This is a genomic window from Colwellia sp. E150_009, assembly GCF_053543955.1.
In genome coordinates, this window is record NZ_JBHFOM010000004.1 from 158,326 (window position 1) to 175,683 (window position 17,358).

The 17,358-nt window shown below is 37.3% G+C and carries 16 protein-coding genes and 1 pseudogene; 5 read left to right on the forward strand and 12 right to left on the reverse strand.

Annotation, left to right across the window (positions count from 1 at the left end):
- Positions 1-283 precede the first annotated feature (283 nt).
- Positions 284-3,229, forward strand: a complete 2,946-nt coding sequence (locus ACE1OF_RS03480; RefSeq protein WP_448892864.1) for a ligand-binding sensor domain-containing diguanylate cyclase — start codon at positions 284-286, stop codon at positions 3,227-3,229.
- Between the two features lie 191 nt (positions 3,230-3,420).
- Here the strand turns inward: ACE1OF_RS03480 and ACE1OF_RS03485 are convergent, their stop codons facing one another.
- From ACE1OF_RS03485 to ACE1OF_RS03495, 3 genes and pseudogenes are all read right to left on the reverse strand, one after another.
- Positions 3,421-3,963 (reverse strand): hypothetical protein, encoded by a 543-nt coding sequence (locus ACE1OF_RS03485; RefSeq protein ID WP_448892843.1) that lies wholly within the window; start codon positions 3,961-3,963, stop codon positions 3,421-3,423.
- Positions 3,964-4,156: 193 nt separating this feature from the next.
- Positions 4,157-4,525: pseudogene (locus ACE1OF_RS03490) on the reverse strand (transposase); the annotation flags it as partial.
- A gap of 35 nt (positions 4,526-4,560) precedes the next feature.
- Positions 4,561-5,535: a GlxA family transcriptional regulator gene (locus tag ACE1OF_RS03495; RefSeq protein WP_448892844.1), complete on the reverse strand. Its 975-nt coding sequence runs from the start codon at positions 5,533-5,535 to the stop codon at positions 4,561-4,563.
- A gap of 136 nt (positions 5,536-5,671) precedes the next feature.
- Between ACE1OF_RS03495 and ACE1OF_RS03500 the strand changes: the two genes are divergently transcribed.
- Positions 5,672-6,331: an HD domain-containing protein gene (locus ACE1OF_RS03500; RefSeq protein ID WP_448892845.1), complete on the forward strand. Its 660-nt coding sequence runs from the start codon at positions 5,672-5,674 to the stop codon at positions 6,329-6,331.
- A gap of 261 nt (positions 6,332-6,592) precedes the next feature.
- Here the strand turns inward: ACE1OF_RS03500 and ACE1OF_RS03505 are convergent, their stop codons facing one another.
- Entirely contained in the window at positions 6,593-7,216 is a 624-nt protein-coding gene (locus ACE1OF_RS03505) for a TetR/AcrR family transcriptional regulator (RefSeq protein WP_448892846.1), read from the reverse strand.
- A 100-nt stretch (positions 7,217-7,316) separates the two neighbouring features.
- Here ACE1OF_RS03505 and ACE1OF_RS03510 point away from each other — a divergent pair, with 100 nt between their 5' ends.
- Positions 7,317-8,108 carry a crotonase/enoyl-CoA hydratase family protein gene (locus tag ACE1OF_RS03510; protein WP_448892847.1) on the forward strand — a complete coding sequence of 264 codons (792 nt, stop codon included), beginning with the start codon at positions 7,317-7,319 and terminating at the stop codon, positions 8,106-8,108.
- A 160-nt stretch (positions 8,109-8,268) separates the two neighbouring features.
- Here the strand turns inward: ACE1OF_RS03510 and ACE1OF_RS03515 are convergent, their stop codons facing one another.
- From ACE1OF_RS03515 to ACE1OF_RS03540, 6 genes are all read right to left on the reverse strand, one after another.
- Entirely contained in the window at positions 8,269-8,847 is a 579-nt protein-coding gene (locus tag ACE1OF_RS03515) for a DNA-3-methyladenine glycosylase I (protein ID WP_448892848.1), read from the reverse strand.
- A gap of 117 nt (positions 8,848-8,964) precedes the next feature.
- Positions 8,965-9,600, reverse strand: coding sequence for a LysE family translocator (locus ACE1OF_RS03520; RefSeq protein WP_448892849.1), 636 nt, complete (start codon positions 9,598-9,600; stop codon positions 8,965-8,967).
- A gap of 371 nt (positions 9,601-9,971) precedes the next feature.
- Positions 9,972-10,835, reverse strand: coding sequence for a YicC/YloC family endoribonuclease (locus ACE1OF_RS03525; protein WP_448892850.1), 864 nt, complete (start codon positions 10,833-10,835; stop codon positions 9,972-9,974).
- Between the two features lie 36 nt (positions 10,836-10,871).
- The gene (locus ACE1OF_RS03530; protein WP_448892851.1) at positions 10,872-12,623 is read right to left on the reverse strand and encodes a GMC family oxidoreductase; all 1,752 of its coding nucleotides are present in this window, start codon (positions 12,621-12,623) and stop codon (positions 10,872-10,874) included.
- Positions 12,620-13,279 (reverse strand): gluconate 2-dehydrogenase subunit 3 family protein, encoded by a 660-nt coding sequence (locus ACE1OF_RS03535; RefSeq protein WP_448892852.1) that lies wholly within the window; start codon positions 13,277-13,279, stop codon positions 12,620-12,622. The genes ACE1OF_RS03530 and ACE1OF_RS03535 overlap by 4 nt, the downstream gene beginning before the upstream one ends.
- A 1-nt stretch (position 13,280) precedes the next feature.
- Complete coding sequence (locus tag ACE1OF_RS03540; protein WP_448892853.1) at positions 13,281-13,832, reverse strand: thioredoxin family protein; 552 nt, start codon at positions 13,830-13,832, stop codon at positions 13,281-13,283.
- Between the two features lie 190 nt (positions 13,833-14,022).
- Between ACE1OF_RS03540 and rph the strand changes: the two genes are divergently transcribed.
- Positions 14,023-14,736 (forward strand): ribonuclease PH, encoded by a 714-nt coding sequence (rph, locus tag ACE1OF_RS03545; protein ID WP_448892854.1) that lies wholly within the window; start codon positions 14,023-14,025, stop codon positions 14,734-14,736.
- Positions 14,737-14,750: 14 nt separating this feature from the next.
- Positions 14,751-15,404 (forward strand): orotate phosphoribosyltransferase, encoded by a 654-nt coding sequence (gene pyrE, locus ACE1OF_RS03550; RefSeq protein WP_448892855.1) that lies wholly within the window; start codon positions 14,751-14,753, stop codon positions 15,402-15,404.
- An 82-nt stretch (positions 15,405-15,486) separates the two neighbouring features.
- Here the strand turns inward: pyrE and ACE1OF_RS03555 are convergent, their stop codons facing one another.
- Both ACE1OF_RS03555 and ACE1OF_RS03560 read right to left on the reverse strand, forming a co-directional pair.
- Positions 15,487-16,485 carry a putative metalloprotease CJM1_0395 family protein gene (locus ACE1OF_RS03555; protein WP_448892856.1) on the reverse strand — a complete coding sequence of 333 codons (999 nt, stop codon included), beginning with the start codon at positions 16,483-16,485 and terminating at the stop codon, positions 15,487-15,489.
- Between the two features lie 48 nt (positions 16,486-16,533).
- Positions 16,534-16,809 (reverse strand): hypothetical protein, encoded by a 276-nt coding sequence (locus ACE1OF_RS03560; protein WP_448892857.1) that lies wholly within the window; start codon positions 16,807-16,809, stop codon positions 16,534-16,536.
- Positions 16,810-17,358: the final 549 nt, after the last annotated feature.

The window sequence follows — 17,358 nt, forward strand, 5'->3', positions numbered from 1 at the left end:
TCACTAAACGTGCTACCATTAATACCAAAAGTAGGGTACAAAGTAGACATATAGTTTATACTTCCATCACTCTTTGATAGAATCGGAAGTAACAAGGGTTTGTTAAACAAACTAAAATATCAATTTTAATCACTCTTCTATAACTATAATAGCTTTACATTTATGGGATAATTTATTGTTTACTAAACACTGTACCTATCTGTTCATCTTTATTATAAGCTTGGTTATTCCCGCTTATAGCAATGATAACTCGTCAGCACTTATTAATGAGTATTCTGTAGAAATGCTAACGGAAGAAGATGGCTTTGTCTCTTCTGAAATATATTCAATAATTCAAGATCATCAAGGTATGCTTTGGTTTGGCACCGCTGAAAATGGGGTCATGCGTTATGATGGTCAAAAGGTTACTCTGTTTGAATACGATAGTATAAATACAAACGGTTTATCGCATAATGATGCAGGTAACCTCATGCTGGACCACGATGGAAATATATGGATTGGCACTTGGGGAGGCGGAGCTAATTTTTATAATCCCAAAACAGGCATATTTAAGCATTTCAACCATGACCCTCAGCAAAGCAACTCCCTCTCATCAAATAGAATACAATCATTATTTCATGATCAAGAAGGTGGAATTTGGTTGGGTACTTATGATCAAGGTTTAAATAAGTACCTCGACGAGAAAAAATTCGAACATATTCAAAAAGTTGAGGGAGTAGAATCAAGCTTATCACATAATAGGATATGGGATATTGAAAATAACAATAATGACAGTCTTTGGATTGCCACTAGTTTTGGTTTAAATTTATATGATAAGAAACAGAACACTTTTTCTCATTTTTTCCCTGCCCCTGACAATCCCACGCCTACAGGGGCAAATGAAATAAGAAACATTTTAAAAACAACCAAAAATGAAATCTATGTGGGCACACAAAAAGGCCCATTTAGCTTTAACAAAACAGAAGGATATTTCACAGAATTAAAAGAAAATGATGGTCAATCTCTAGGGCAAGTAAACTCAATGATTGAAGATCACAAGGGTGATATTTGGATTGTTTCTAGCAAGGGCTTATTTAGAAAATCAAACACAGAAGGCCAAATTGAACGACTTGATCTTACTAATAATAATAGCCTAAGAATAGTTTTTGAAGACAGTTCAAAAACTATATGGGTTACTAGCGAAACACACGGTATATATAAAATAGTGCCCCACCGTAAATTTAAATCAATTAATAGAGCAGTATTGACCGCTCCCAATGCAATAACTGTTGATAATAAAGGTGACATATTCATTGTAACGTCAGCATCTGAACTATATAAATGGCATGTTTCATCACAAAAACTAGAAAAATTGTCTTCTCCTATTTTTAATGATGATGAAAAGAACAGGTTACTAGAAATGCCTATTATCCTCCCTGATAATCAAAATAATGTTTGGATTGCACAAGGTAATGCATTAGGAAAGTTCAACTTAATTACTAAAAAAATAGAGCTATTAAAATATCCAAAATCTGATCCTAATGCTGAAGAATTTAGAGAGTTACGCGCACTTAATATTGATCAACACGGCAACCTCTTAATTGGCACATATAAAAATGGCATTTACCGTTACAACCCATTAAATAAGTCTTTTATTCATTTTGATGACTCTTTTAGGTTATCACACCCTGAAGTACTAGAAATTTTTAAAGATAATGAGCAAAACATATGGGTTGGTACTGGCGATGGTTTAAACTTATGGGTAGAAGCTAAACAACAGTTTATTGCTTTTAAAAGTGATAGAAATAAAACCGATAGTTTATTAGGAAAAAATGTACAAGACATACACCAGTCTAAAGATGGTAAGATATGGATTGCAACCCAAAAGGGCCTCAACCTCTATTTACCTGACACAAGAACATTTAAGCACTTTGATAGAAAAAATGGCTTACCAACGTCATTAATACGTGCCATTGCCGATGATAAAAATGGTGATTTATGGTTAACAACCAACAAAGGTATTTCACAATTAAATCCTATATCAGGCAATGTGGTGAATTTTGACCAATATAACGGTTTATCTGGCATAAACTATTACCCTCATAGTCTTGTCAGTGGTAAAAATGGAATACTCTTTACCAGCAGCCAAAGAGGAATAGAGTTTTTTGACACGGCACCAACAGAAAAAAATAATAACGAGTTCAATGTTGTTTTAACTGGCTTTAATAAAATGGGGCAGTCGGTCAAACTTGCAACGCCTTATTCTTATGTTACGGATATTCATTTATCTTACTTGGATTATTTTTTCTCTTTTGAATTCTCAGTCTTAGATTTCACTTCACCAAATAAAAACTTATATGCCTATAAGTTAGAAGGCTATGACGATAATTGGATTAACACAGGTAATAGGAATGTCGCTTCTTTCACTAATTTAGATGGTGGGACATATAAATTCTTAGTAAAAGCAACCAACAGTAGTGGTAAATGGGGAAAGAAATTACTATCAATTAACTTACATATATCACCACCACCATGGAAAACATGGGGAGCATATATTTTATACACAGTAGTTATTATAATGGCGGTATTAATTTTTATTTATTTCAAAACACGTATACAACAGAAAGAAATAAACAGGCAAAAACAATTTGTTTTAACTCTTGAAGAACAAGTTATTGAAAAAACAGCCTCATTAAATACTCAAGCTCAAGATTTAATTGAAGCAAACAAACAGTTAGAGATACTCACTTATCAAGATGGATTAACTGGGTTATATAATCGTCGATACTTTGATATGAAACTAGCAGAAGAACTCAATAGACATTACCGCCAAAAGCAACCACTATCGCTTATTATTGCAGATATTGATCATTTCAAACCTTTTAACGATTTTTATGGCCATCAAAAAGGTGACGATTGCCTTAAACAAGTAGCTCAATGTATTCGTACTAACACGGCACGCATTACTGATGCCAATTGTCGTTATGGTGGTGAAGAATTCGCTATTATTCTTCCCAATACATCGATAGAAGAGTCAGCCTTTATAGCCAACCGCTTATGTTTAGCGGTAGAGCATTTGGAAATTATTCATGAAAAGTCAGCAACAAGTGCTTTTGTTACGTTAACACTAGGTGTTGTAACGATTCCACCAGGGCAGAAAGTATCTGCTGACTCAATCGTGTTGAGTGCAGACAATGCATTATATCTTGGAAAATCAAAAGGCAGAAATTGTGTTACACGTGCTGATTAGCGAATATTATAAGGGCGTTCAAAGATACTTTGCCAATGTTGTATTTTTTGCTGTTTTTTCATCATTAATTACCTCAGGTAAATATGTAGTAGTAATTATGCACAGGCTTGATTAATATTGGTGTGAGGGACTAATTACGCACTTACAAATAAAACACTATTGCCTATTGACGGGCAAAAGGCTCATGTGTGTTAACTGGCATTTAAGCGTAACCAATTCAAGTGCTCAACATAACCTGTCTGACTGTAATTAGTAGAATATAAATTCATAAAGCCATGCAAGTAAGGTGCTTTAATAATTTTTACATTCTGTTTGCTAGACAATTCAGATTGTAATTCCAAAACATCAAAATGAGATTCCTTCTTAGGAAAGATCAATTCCACTTCAAACGATGGATTTATTTCTTTAAAATTTCTAATTTGAGAACCATAGTAGCAAATCCCGCGTTCTATATTTTTAACTGATGATTTTTCAGCTAACTTCCAAATTGTAGAAGCTCCAATACTAAAACCGATTAAGGTATTAATTGAGTCTATTGACTCAATCATTTTTAGTAGTTTTGATAAATACTCATCAAGTCCTACGTACTCCATAAAGTATGAATATGCCTCAGCTTCATTTTTAAAGTTCATATTCACTCCATTATAAGGATCTACAATAATTCTAGCGTTTAGCTCTTCACTTAACTTTATTAAAGCAGGAGTTTTACCAAATACATCTGAAACTAAAATCATATTACTAGACCCAAGCTAGCTAGTTAACGAGCCTGTAGCCTTACTCATTTTTATTAAAAACTAAATAATAGAAATACTTTAACTGGATTATTTTCTTTTAACAATCAAAAATATTTACGTTTTAATGATTTTAATTTTCTATCAATAAACATTAAACAATGGCGAGTTTTGAACTAACAATGTGCTTTTGAAGTCATTGAGTGTTTACTTTTTCTTGACCGTGTAACGTGAACTTTTTCATGCCTTTATTAACGGTAATGTTGCCAAATACTAATTCGATTGCCTCGAATCACTTACTATATTGTCGTTGTCCCATGGGACTGTCTATTTTCATCATCATTTTTAAATTGAACTTATCCTCTTGTTTTTATATTGGCGGCTTTCGCATACATTGTTATTGCAGCGGACACATTTTTCAGCCTTTTAACTAACCATAAAATCGTGTGTACTTTTTATTATAGCTATTAACGTTTATTCAGCTTCGCCACATATCATTGCCTGTAGGACATCAGCAAATTAGCCTTGTTTCATCATAATGAAAGTCACTTGAGGTAAATAACCTTTCCCATCACAGACAATTTATGTATCATTTTTTAATTATATCGATCGACAAAAACGACGGCGATAATCACTAGGGTTAATACCAACACGCCTTATAAAAGCACGTCGCATATGATCAACATTCGTAAACCCACAATGTGAGGCCACACGCTGTAGCACGGTATCACTACATTCCAACAAACGCTTGGCAGCATCAATGCGAGCAAGTTCAACAAAATCAGCTGGCGTAATTTCCGCCTCATCACGAAATACTCGGCTGAAATTACGCACACTCATTGCTGCTTTATTAGCGAGAACGGGTAAAGATAGGTCTACGTCAAGGTTGTCAAGTATCCATTGTTGAACTGACTGGACAGTTGTTTTATCTGAAATTTGGGCAGTAAGATGGGCGCTAAACTGAGATTGTCCACCGGGTCTTTGTAGAAAGACAACGAGTCGCCGAGCAACTTTCAGTGCAAGCTGTCGTCCATAATCATCTTCAATCAGTTTTAATGAAAGATCAATGCCCGCGGTCATGCCCGCAGAAGAACAGAGTGCCCCGTCTTGTACATAAACATCATCATCAAGAACATCGGCTTCTGGGTAACGTTTTGCAAGTTCCGCAGCCTGTTGCCAGTGTGTCGTCACTTGCTTGCCATTGAGCAAACCCGCCGCACCGATAAAGAAAGCACCAGTGCAAACCGAGCCATAACGCCGAAGCGTCGTTATACGACGCCGCAACCACTGATGGAAATCAACCATACCGAATGCCTGCTCATAGGCATGAGTACCAGCAACAAGCAATGTATCAATGGGAAAATCATCATCGTAAATAGAAGCGTGAGCCGAAATAGTCATGCCATCAATATCAATCGTTTTAGACTTCACAATAGATATAATTTTTACGTTATAAAGGCTCTGCCCCTTAATTTGTCGATCAGCTTCTCGAAATGCCGCCAGCGGCCCTGAAATATCAAGCGACTGAGCTTGAGGGGGAACAGCGATAGCAATAGTTAACAGCTTGTCGGTCATCTATATTTTACCTTTAATTTCTCTTGGCTAAATAGTACGTCAATTTGTCCTAAAGTAACGTAAACGTATTATTGAGACATGTTTGCTGTGAACTTATACTAATTAACAAGTCAACACAACATGTGGAGTATCAACTATGTGCCAAGCACAAAAAAATATTCAAGATCTAACTGGTATCGTCATTCCTGACAGTCAACTCGCTAGAGAGGTGACTGAGTTTGTACGTGATACTTCAACGGAATTACTCTTTAATCATTCCAGTCGAGTGTATTACTTTGCCGCCATTAGAGGAAAGCAATTAGGTTTAAAATATGATCCTGAGTTGCTCTATACAGGTGCAATGTTTCATGACATAGGTTTAATACCCAAACACAGTAGTAAAACTGAGCGGTTTGAAGTTGATGGTGCCAATGCCGCGAGTGACTTTTTAAGGCAGCGTGGCATTTCAGAAGAAGATGCCAATACTGTATGGACTTCTATAGCTTTACACACAACACCAGGTATCCCATGCCATATGCACCCAGTGATATCCCTCGTTACCGAGGGCGTAGAAATGGATGTACTAGGTTTAACGTATTCAAAGTTTTCTAATGAAGAGCGCGAAGCTATTGTTTCAGCGCACCCGCGAACAGCTGATTTTAAAAACGATATCATTCAAGCATTCTATGATGGTATTAAACATAAGCCAGACACAACTTTTGGGAACGTAAAGGCAGATGTGCTTGAGCTTAAAGACACAACATTCAAGCGCGGTAACTTTTGCTGCACAATCCTTAATTCAAACTGGGTGGCATAATAATGAAAACACAGCTGACACTCGTTCCATATATAAATAAATATTAACGACACTGGTTTAATTAAATGTATTAAGCGGTTCATAGAGCTATCTTGCTGTTTTCGCTTTAAATATAACGAGCTTGTAGAATTACTCGTTTTTTATGAATTATCTTATAAAATAGAGGGACTAAATGCGTTACCTATGTCAAGTTAACACAATATAGCGTGAGCCAGAAGTTCAAAAAATCATTCATTTTGACTGAATTAGTGATTCTGCAGCTCAACACTCGGCTAAAAGGGCGCCTGCTTTTGGCGTTCCTTTTTGACCAATTTGTTGTGAAGTATTCGAAAAATCGTAAGAAACCAAAAGGGCGGCAGCATTGCCAGCCTCCTCTATGTAGCTTGTGTCGTGATGTATCAACATCATAGACAAAGCTCCTTCTAAAAGTAGTGCAACTTGACGTGCAGTAATTTCCGCATTTGCAAGCTTATATAAAGTAAGTTCCTTCATTAACCAATTCTCAATATTTTTTTTGTGAGAAGAGGCCGCTTTTATGGCTGGATGACCTGGCTTATTGGCTAATTCCCCGGCAGTTCTTTGAAATCCACATCCTCGCCACTTTGGATGATTTACAGTTTTCGAAATACCGTAAAAAACTGCTAGTATTTTGTCTGTAATTTCACCTTGCTGTTCAGTAAAAGATTTCTGAAACGCTTGAAGGTTTGGTTGATCCCTAGAATTAAGGTATTCCGTGATTAAATCATCTTTACTCTGAAAATGATAATAAAAAGTACGTTTTGTAATTCCAGCTTTTTCAGCAATTGCATCAACGCTTGTACCCTTGACCCCAGTTAAGTAGAACAATTTATTAGCTGCATTAATTATACGTTCTTTAGTGCTCATATTTTCCTTGCTCATAATAGGTATACCGTATAGTGAGTGTATCTAATTTTATTATACATATATCATATCTCAGCAGTTAATAGTTTCTAGGAGTTATATTATGAAAGATCTGATTTTATTCGAAAAAAATAATGGTGTTGCGATGCTAACATTGAATCGTCCTAAAAAATTGAACGCGTTGAACTATGCAACCAACGACCTTCTGATGAAAATATTAGATAAAATAGAAGACGACCCAGTAATTCGCGCTGTCATTTTAACTGGTGCGGGAGACAAAGCATTTTCCTCTGGTGGGGACATTCACGAGTTTACAGAAAGTATCAAGCAAGGGGTTGACATCGCAGTTAAGGATTTTGTGTGTAAAGGGCAACAGATGACCTCAAGGTTAGAATCTTTTTCAAAACCAATTATTGTCGCGGTAAATGGAATAGCTTTCGGTGGTGGGTGTGAAATCACTGAAGCTGCACACTTAGCTATTGCTAGTGATAAAGCAGTTTTTGCTAAACCCGAAATTAGTATTGGTATTCCCCCTACTTTTGGTGGTACTCAACGCCTACCACGCCTAGCTGGAAAGAAACGAGCTTTAGAATTGCTCTTAACAGGTAATACATTTACAGCCGAACGCGCATATGAACTGGGATTGGTTAATCAAGTTGTACCTCATTGTGAATTAATTCAAAAAGCTCTCCAATTAGCTAATCGTATTATACAACATTCTCCTATAGCCACTGCACGCATTCTTTCAGCAGTGACTCGAGGCATCAACACGACTATTGGTGAAGGGCTTGAAATAGAGAAGGAACAATTCGCGCGAGTAGTATCGACTAAAGACACGATGGAAGGATTAAATGCTTGGATTGAACATAGGAAACCTATTTACCTTGGGCAATAGTCATTTTAATTATAAATAGATGCGTCGTAGAGTGCATTGAAGCACTAGCTTTCATCGGCTTTGCTTCATAGACATATGGGCATGTCGTAGTGGTGGGCTTTATGTGCTATTCCAGCACAAAAAGAGCCGCCGCGGAGGTAAGTCCCTCTCGTCGCCATTGTTATGTCTGACTATATAGTTTTTTGACCTCCTTATATCTAAAGCATGAAACTGTATGATCATTTACCATACCTACTGCTTGCATAAATGCATAGCAGGTAGTTGGACCAACAAACTTAAAACCCTTCTTTTTAAGTTCCTTACTCATTTGTTCCGATTCTGGGGTACTTGAAGGAACTTCTGATAACGATTTCCATTTATTTTGAATAGTTTTTCCGTCAACAAACGACCACATATATTTGTTAAAACTACCATATTCTTCCTGAATTTCCAGGAACTTCTTTGCATTCTCTATAGTTGCATTTATTTTAAGCTTGTTTCTAACAATTCCAGGATCATTTAGTAGAGACTCAATTTTCTTAGGTGGGTACTTGGCTATTTTTTCAGCCTCAAATTTGTCAAATGCCTTTAGATAACCATCACGCTTTTTGAGAATTGTTGCCCAGCTTAATCCCGATTGGACACTTTCTAGGATCAGCATTTCAAACAGTATCCGATCATCATGAACTGGAACTCCCCACTCTTCATCGTGATGCTGTATTTCTAGAGGGTTAGAATTTGCCCATTCACATCTTTTCATACACAACTCTCTCAATTACCAACGCCTCAAATACATGTTTATAATCAACGACGAAGGAGCACAAGCCATGCATTTTACGCCCTTGCCATAATTGATTTGTTAGTTTTCATTACTCACTTAGCTACGATTAAATGCTGAACGCAGAAGTCCAATGCCTGCAATAGAAAATATAAATGATGTAACACCATTTATCCACCTACTTGCACGCTGATACCAGTTCATAACGTCACGATGTGAGAAGCAAATTGAATACATAGCATTTGTAGCAAACCCGACAATCATGCAAATTATCAAACCAGAAACAAGAGAAAGAACTCCATCATTTGCCCCTAATCCAACAGAAAGTGCAGCCATCCAAGCAATTACCGTTTTAGGGTTAGAAATATTCATAACAACACCACGCAAAAACCAGCTCTTACCTGAAACATTCTCATCAATCGTCTTAATATTAGCTGAATTAGATTTCATAGTTTCTTTAACAGAAAGATAAGCAAGCCTTAATAGATATAAACCACCGAAAATTTTCAGTGCCATTAGTAGATAAACAGAGTTTTGAAGAATAGCTCCCATACCACTTGCGGCAACAATTCCCCAAAACACTAGACCAGTAGAGAGGCCGGCACCATAAATTAAACTGGTTCTTCTACCTTTGCTCATTGCTATGGTCGCATTAGAAATATTTGCAGGTCCAGGTGAAACAGCTATGACAAAAAATGCAATACCACTACTAAATAATGAAAATAGATCTATCACTTATATTTCCTCTTTAGCAGATGCTAAAATTTACTAAAACTAACGAGCTTGTAGAATTACTCACTTTTATATCGTTTTTTAATGAAATTACTTTAACTGGATTATTTTCTCTTAACAATCAAAAACCTTGCTTTTTTGCCAAATTTACTTTTTACCTTGTTGTGATATGAACTATTGCTGATTGAGACGATAATTTAGCATTGTTCTGGTCAAGCCGCATAAGACACATTTTTTGTGAACTGTTCAAACTCAATTGGAGAGCAGTCCCATTTGATGTATGTAGCCTGATCAGATTGTAATATCTGATTATACTTTTTAGCTATCACTCTTTTGGATACTTTAATAACCTACGCCTAAAACAGAGAGAATAGTTACTCTATATTCGCAATCTGTTCTCTCATTTGTTCAATTAACACCTTTAACTCTACCGCGCTAGCGGTTACATCAGTGTTTATCGATTTTGAACCTAAGGTGTTTGCTTCGCGGTTAAACTCTTGCATCATAAAGTCTAAACGTCGGCCTTGGGCACCACCTTTTTTGAGGATTTTTTTCGTTTCACTAACATGACTATTTAGTCTGTCTAGCTCTTCGGCAACATCCATTTTTTGAGCAAGCAAAACTAATTCTTGTTCTACACGGCCTGAGTCTAAATCTATTTTTGCATCAGTGAATTTTTCAATAATACGATTACGCTGCCATTCTATAATTTCTGGCATTTGAGTTTGCACTTTTTCAGCTTCAAGGGTGATAGCGTCAAGACGTTGTTCAATCATCACGGTTAGGTTTTCACCTTCACTAGCTCTGGCGTTAATAAAGTCTTTCAAAGCAATATCAAAACCTGCGAGCAACTCTGATTGTATTACAGACATATCAGATTCTTCGGTTTCCATTACGCCAGGCCAACGCATCACTTCAAATGGATTTATTTGGCTATTCAATGTTTGCTCGTTAATCCAATTAGCATGCTGCAATAATTGCAGAGCAAGCTTTTCATTCAGTGTAAGTTCACTTTTATTGGCCGCGTTAGCATTAAAACGCAAATTACATTCTACTTTTCCACGATTTAACTGTTTACGAAATCGCTCTCGAAGTACAGGTTCTATGCCACGAAACTGCTCAGGTAAACGAAAATATGTTTCTAAAAAGCGTTGATTAACTGAGCGTATTTCCCAAACTGCATTGCCCCAATCGCCTTTAACTTCATGGCGAGAAAATGCTGTCATGCTGTGGATCATAATGGTTACCCGGAATTTATTTAGTATATAAAGCAATTATGCCTGTTTATCTATCCTATGCCAATGTGCTTTTATATGCTCAGCTACACGAAATGCATTAGCATAAATGGTAAACGTATACGGTACACTGCCACCTGTAGGCATGAATGAGCCATCTGTTATATAGAGATTATCAACTTCATGCGCTTGACAGTTTTTGTTTAATACTGATGTTTGAGGATCATTGCCAAACCGACAACCACCAGCCATTAAATTGGTTGATGGCGCACCACTGACCGATGAAGATATATTTTTTGCGCCTAGCGCACTCAGTAACTTTTCACCTTTTTGAGCTAGGTATTCACCCACGGTTAAATCATGGTTATGATAACCTATACGTACTTTGGCAACAGGATCACCCCACTGGTCGGTTACTTCATCATCTAAACTCACATAACAATCATCCGTGGGGAGCCAATCATTAAACACTTCAAAACGCAGGGTTTTGTAGCTAGTAAACTCATGTTTTAACGATTTTTTAAGCTTTTCCCCCCAAATCAATTGCTCATTATCATTTTCATCATATTGCCACTGATGGCCTCGTGCTCGGGCAATGGGATTTTGGTGAAAAAGAAAATCTATAGTACCTCCTTTAGCACGACCGTCTTGACTGATACCACTATTTTTTTTAGGTAGATGTTGCACAAACTGTTGGTCATTTATTTGATACCAATCTTGTAAAGCACGATTAATAAAAGGACCTACTTGTTTTAATTCGTTTACTTTGTCTTCGCTTAATTCAGAATAAAGAAAGTCACCTTGCCCAGTACCACCACCACTAAACAATAAGTTTTTACCTACTTGTCCGCTATTATTTGCAAGTCCGTTAGGAAATTTTTCGCCTGTTGATGCCAGTAATAAACGCGAGGTTTCTACAGCCTGACAAGCCACAATATAAATTTTAGCCTGCACCTGTTGTTTTCTACCAGCTTGATCGTAAAAATGTACACCTGTTATTTTTCCTGCTTGATCAGTGGCTATTTTATACACTTTTGAATTAGGCTTAATTGTACAATTACCGCTAGCAACCGCGTGATTAAGTAGCGCAGCCCTACCACCACCTTTTGCGCCAGATGAACAACCATAACTGCTACAATAACCTGAATATTCACAGCTTTTACGCCCCATATCAGGTTGAGATAAAATGGCTCGGGGTACAGGAATCGCATGATAACCAATACTATCAGCAGCCTTATCTATCCATGAGGACACGGGTAATTCAGCCACAGGTGGGTAGGGAAAATTGGTTGAACGTGGTTCTTGATAAGGATGTTCAACAACACGCCCTGATACCCCCACCTCTTTTTCTACCATGGCATAATAAGGCTCTAAATCGCTATATTTAATAGGCCAATCCACAACATTAGCACCAGATATATCACCAAATTCAGACTTTAACCGAAAGTCGATAGGTTTTAATCGATGAAAGTAACCACTCATAAAGTTAGATGACCCACCAACTACATTGCCATTCCACCAACTCCAACCAGATTCACTGGTTGGTTGACCTTGCCAAAAGCTATTACCATCTGCATCTTCATATTCCTCTTCAATAACATGCTGCTCATTGTTCAGCTGAGGATTGTAAGCATCGTGAAGGCTGACAGTTAACTCATCTTTGAAAAATTCTTTTTCTGTTAACCAAGGCCCTTTTTCTAGCACCAGTACCTTGGCTCCAGCTTGTGCCATACGATAGGCAACAGGAGAAGCACCTGCTCCACTACCAATAATACAAATGTCAAAGCTCATGATTCATTATCCTGATGAGTTAAGCGAGTAAGTTTTATAATATTAGCGCGTGGTGGTAGTTCAAAATAGCGTTGGCCTTTTTCGGGTAATGGAAAACCTGCTTTGTGCTCAAGCCATTGCCACCCCACCCCTTTAGGATTTCCACCATAAGCGGGTGGCGCTAGCATCGCTTGGAAAATATATCCCAGTAGCGTATTCAGCCAATTACTTCCTGCTCTTGATTTGCTTATCCCTTGAAGTAATTGTTCTTTTTCATTAAACGACAGTGTTGAAAATGCTCGTTTTTTTTCACTCTTTGCATAGCCATTAAGCCAACCAACCCCTTTAAGAATAAAATCTTTTTCCTCTTGCTCCGTAGGTTGAACTGTCATTATTTGGTATAAATAGGCAGTAGCATTAATATCTGAGGCACTTGGCCCTGTTGCTGATTCAGGTAGTAATTGGTTTAACGTTGCGTCGAGCGTTAACCAAGGATCTTGCTTCATTAATTGCATCAATGATTCTTGCTGCCCAGCCCTTAAACGAAAAGGAGCTAACGCAGACACTGCTCCCAAACCCGCTGCCGACTTTAATAAGTGGCGTCGAGATTGTTGTTTTTTTTCAATAAAGCCTGGTGTTTGATAATTTTTATCAAAAAATGATTTAATGAATAACACGCTATTTTTCTCCAGTTTCTTGCAGAGTTAACATAGCCTGCTCAGTCACTAAATAGTTATCTATTGACCATTGATTTAGAAATGTAAGCCAATACTCTTTTGAATAATCAGCGCCCGCTAATAATTCAGCGGTATCTTTCGATAGCAACATTTTACCATGCGCATTTGAAACATACATATGCGGATAACCTAATACAGGAGGCAATGATGCCATAAAGTCAGCATTTTCATTACTGTCACTGACATTAATTTTAAGTAACACATAATTAGAATGTAGTGTTTGATAAACATCGGGATTATTACTTAAAAAAGTATCCATTTTATGACACCAACTACACCAATTTCCCCCTATTTCAATCAACACCTGACGGTTAGTTGCTTTGGCTAATGCCAACGCATCTGCTGCATCTGTAAAAGGACTTCGTTGGTCATCATAAATTTTACTGTACTCGGGTAAATTATGTTCAAGCGAAACAAGCCCGTTTTTGGCCATAACTGAAGAATTAAATACAACAAGTAACAGAGTCACAACTAAGGGTAATAATAATTTCATTTTCTTCCAACTTTGTTTCAACAATAATGATCTAGCGTGTTTGAAAAATAGGTAAGCTTGCCATATTTGTAATTAGACTAAACATGATACAAATAAGCAGACCTAGTTTTAGCTAACTATATTTCAAATTATTGCTTGCTGCATTATAATGCCCGCATATTTACTCGATTTTTCATTTTAGGAATACATCATGCGTCCAAGCGGCAGAACATTAGGGCAAATTCGCCCCGTCACCATCACTCGTCAATTTACTAGTCATGCAGAAGGTTCAGTATTAATTGAGTTTGGTGAAACTAAAGTTATTTGTACTGCTTCTGTAGAAGAAGGTGTACCACGCTTCCTGAAAGGTCAAGGTAAAGGCTGGGTTACCGCTGAATATGGTATGTTACCTCGCTCAACTCATACTCGTATGCGTCGCGAAGCCGCTAATGGTAAGCAAAGTGGTCGCACATTAGAAATTTCTCGTTTAATTGCTCGTGCTTTACGAGGTGCGGTTGACTTAAAAGCGTTAGGTGAGAACACTATCTCTGTAGACTGTGATGTTATTCAAGCTGACGGGGGCACGCGCACAGCTTCTATTACGGGTGCCTGTGTGGCATTGGTTGATGCTCTTAATTATATGCGCGCAAAAGAGATTATTAAAACCAATCCTCTGAAATATATGATTGCCGCAGTCTCAGTAGGTGTTTATAAAGGTGAGCCAGTCTCTGATTTAGATTATGCTGAAGATTCTAATGCTGAAACCGATATGAATGTGGTGATGACAGACACAGGTAAATTAATTGAAATACAAGGTACAGCTGAGGAAGAACCATTCAGCTTTGATGAAATGCATGCGATGCTCGATCTTGCTAAAAACAGTATCAACGAACTATTTGAATTACAAAAAACCGCATTAATTTAAGTAGGAAAGAAACAATGAAAGATTATCAACGTGAATTTATTGAGTTTGCTCTAGAAAAACAAGTTTTACGTTTTGGTGAATTTACATTAAAATCTGGTCGGAAAAGTCCTTATTTTTTTAACGCTGGTTTATTTAAAACAGGTGGGGATTTAGCGCGTCTAGGCCGTTTTTATGCCGCCGCATTGGTAGATGCTAAAGTTGATTTTGATCTAGTATTTGGACCGGCTTATAAAGGTATTCCCATTGCCACAACGACAACGGTTGCTTTATTTGATCAATACAACTTAGATATTCCCTATTGTTTTAACCGTAAAGAAGTCAAAACTCATGGTGAAGGTGGCTCATTAGTAGGTGCAGATCTTAAAGGCAAGGTGATGCTAGTTGATGATGTTATTACAGCTGGTACGGCTATTCGTGAATCAATGGAAATAATTAAGGCGCATAATGCTGAACTGTCTGGTGTATTAATTGCCCTTGATCGTCAAGAAAAAGGTCAAGGAGCGTTGTCAGCTATTCAAGAAGTGGAGCGCGATTTTGGCACCCAAGTTATTTCTATCGTTACCTTAGCAGATGTAATTACTTATCTTAAAGAAAAACAAAAAGATAATGCTGAATTAGCCACTAGCTTAGCCAGCATTACCCAATATCGTCAAGATTACGGTATTTAACTTTAGTATTTCAACTAGACTTTAAAAAATAATAAAGCCTGCAATTTGCAGGCTTTATTATTTATATGTTCCCTTAATAAAATTAAGCAGTTAGTTCAAAATTATTGCTAGGTGTCCTTTCATAAGCTTTGCCTATTTCTGCATAAAAACTTTCAATTCTTAATGCGCGTTGAACAATATCATCTGAATGACCTGATATAATATCATCTTGATTTTTTAACGTTTTATTCATGAATGCATCATACTCATCTGAGGCGTTATTGTCGTTATCAGCTGACAAAGATTCTGTAGCAGAAGAACCTCCGCTTTTACCTGTACTACTTCGACCTTGACCTTCTTCTCCTTCAACGCGTGGTTCAGACAATAACTCTGATTGCGCTTGAAGGATGATTTGTGTCGCTGTATTAGCGACGCGCGTATCTTGTGATGAAGGATTTACGGGCGCTAAGGCAGCAGCATGTACCTTCTGCATTTTTGTAATAGTTGCTCTGGGATCGCCACTCACAGGTGATAGATCCACAGAAACTTCGCCTTCTACCGCATATTTTTTGCCATCAGGGCCATTCTCATAAGAATAATTTGGTGCGCCAGTAACCGAACCGCCCACTGCAGCATGGGCTGCTTCATGAGAGCGAACTTCTTGATCTCTTTGCTTAAGTTCACTAATAATTCGCTCTTGTTCTACGGTTTGAGCACTTGTTTTTGTTTCGTCATTTATTGCATCAGCCCGTTTCTTTGTTTCCACAGGTTCACCATCTGCGCTTGCCTCTCTCGTATCATTACCTTGTTGAGAGTTTTCCTGCTGATGCTGTTCGTTTTGTTCTTTATTTTGCTCAGTAATACTACTATTAGCTAATTCTGCTTGTTCTCTTATACTGACAAAATCTATGTCGGCATTATTTTGAGCAGGCGTCCTACCGCGTTCTTTATCAGAGGCAACACCTTTTTCAGCTGCTGATTGGCTCGTAGCTACAGGCGGAGGGGTAATTTCTCGTTGGTGATTTTCACGACGCAAGCTTTCCGTATGCGGATTAAGCACAGTGGGAATAGATAAATTAGGCACTTGCGGTGTAATATTCATAACTAAATTAATACTCTACTATATTCAGTTAATGCTCATTTAGGTAACTTACGCGGTTACATCAAGCAGTGTACCTAAGCTTTCATCAGCGGTTTTAATTACTTCTGCTGAAGCCTTTCCTTGATATTCTGCTACTTTCAATTCAACAATTGACTGATTCAATTCAGGTATTGATTGCTCATTACTAACAGGTGCCTGTGTTGTTGCAACGGCATCTTGACCAACAGTAGTTTCCGCTACAATGTCTACCGCAGCTTGATTAGCCGTTTCAGTTGCTCGTTGAAAACCTTGAACCCCTGAATTAAATGCTGATTGGATTTCCATCAAACTCTCCTCACGTTAACTACATTCTTACTGATTAATTATTAACCAAAAAGCTAAAAAAGTAAAGTTGAAATTAAGATAAAAGTATTAACGCCGATAGTAGAACGAGCATTTGGATATAACAGGTGAGAGATGACGCTTGGTATAATACTTTACTCAATAAAAAGTGTTACCCCCAATGTAAAGGGTAATTTATTGCCCCGTGTCAGAATAAATTCTAACCTACATGGATATTTCAAATTCACTTCATATTTGACCGTAGATCCTGAGTTGTCTTAAATTATATTGTTCCTTGATAATGCACGTTACTCAATAAAAAGTGTTACCCCCAATGTAAAGGGTAATTTATTACCCTATGTCAGAATAAATTCTAACCTACATGGATATTTCAAATTCACTTCAAATTTGACCGTAGATCCTGAGTTGTCTTAAATTATGTTGTTTCTTGATAATGCACTTCACTCAGCAAAAGTGTTACACCCAATGTAGGGGGTAATTTATTGCCCCATGTCAGAATAAATTCTAACCTACATGGATATTTCAAATTCA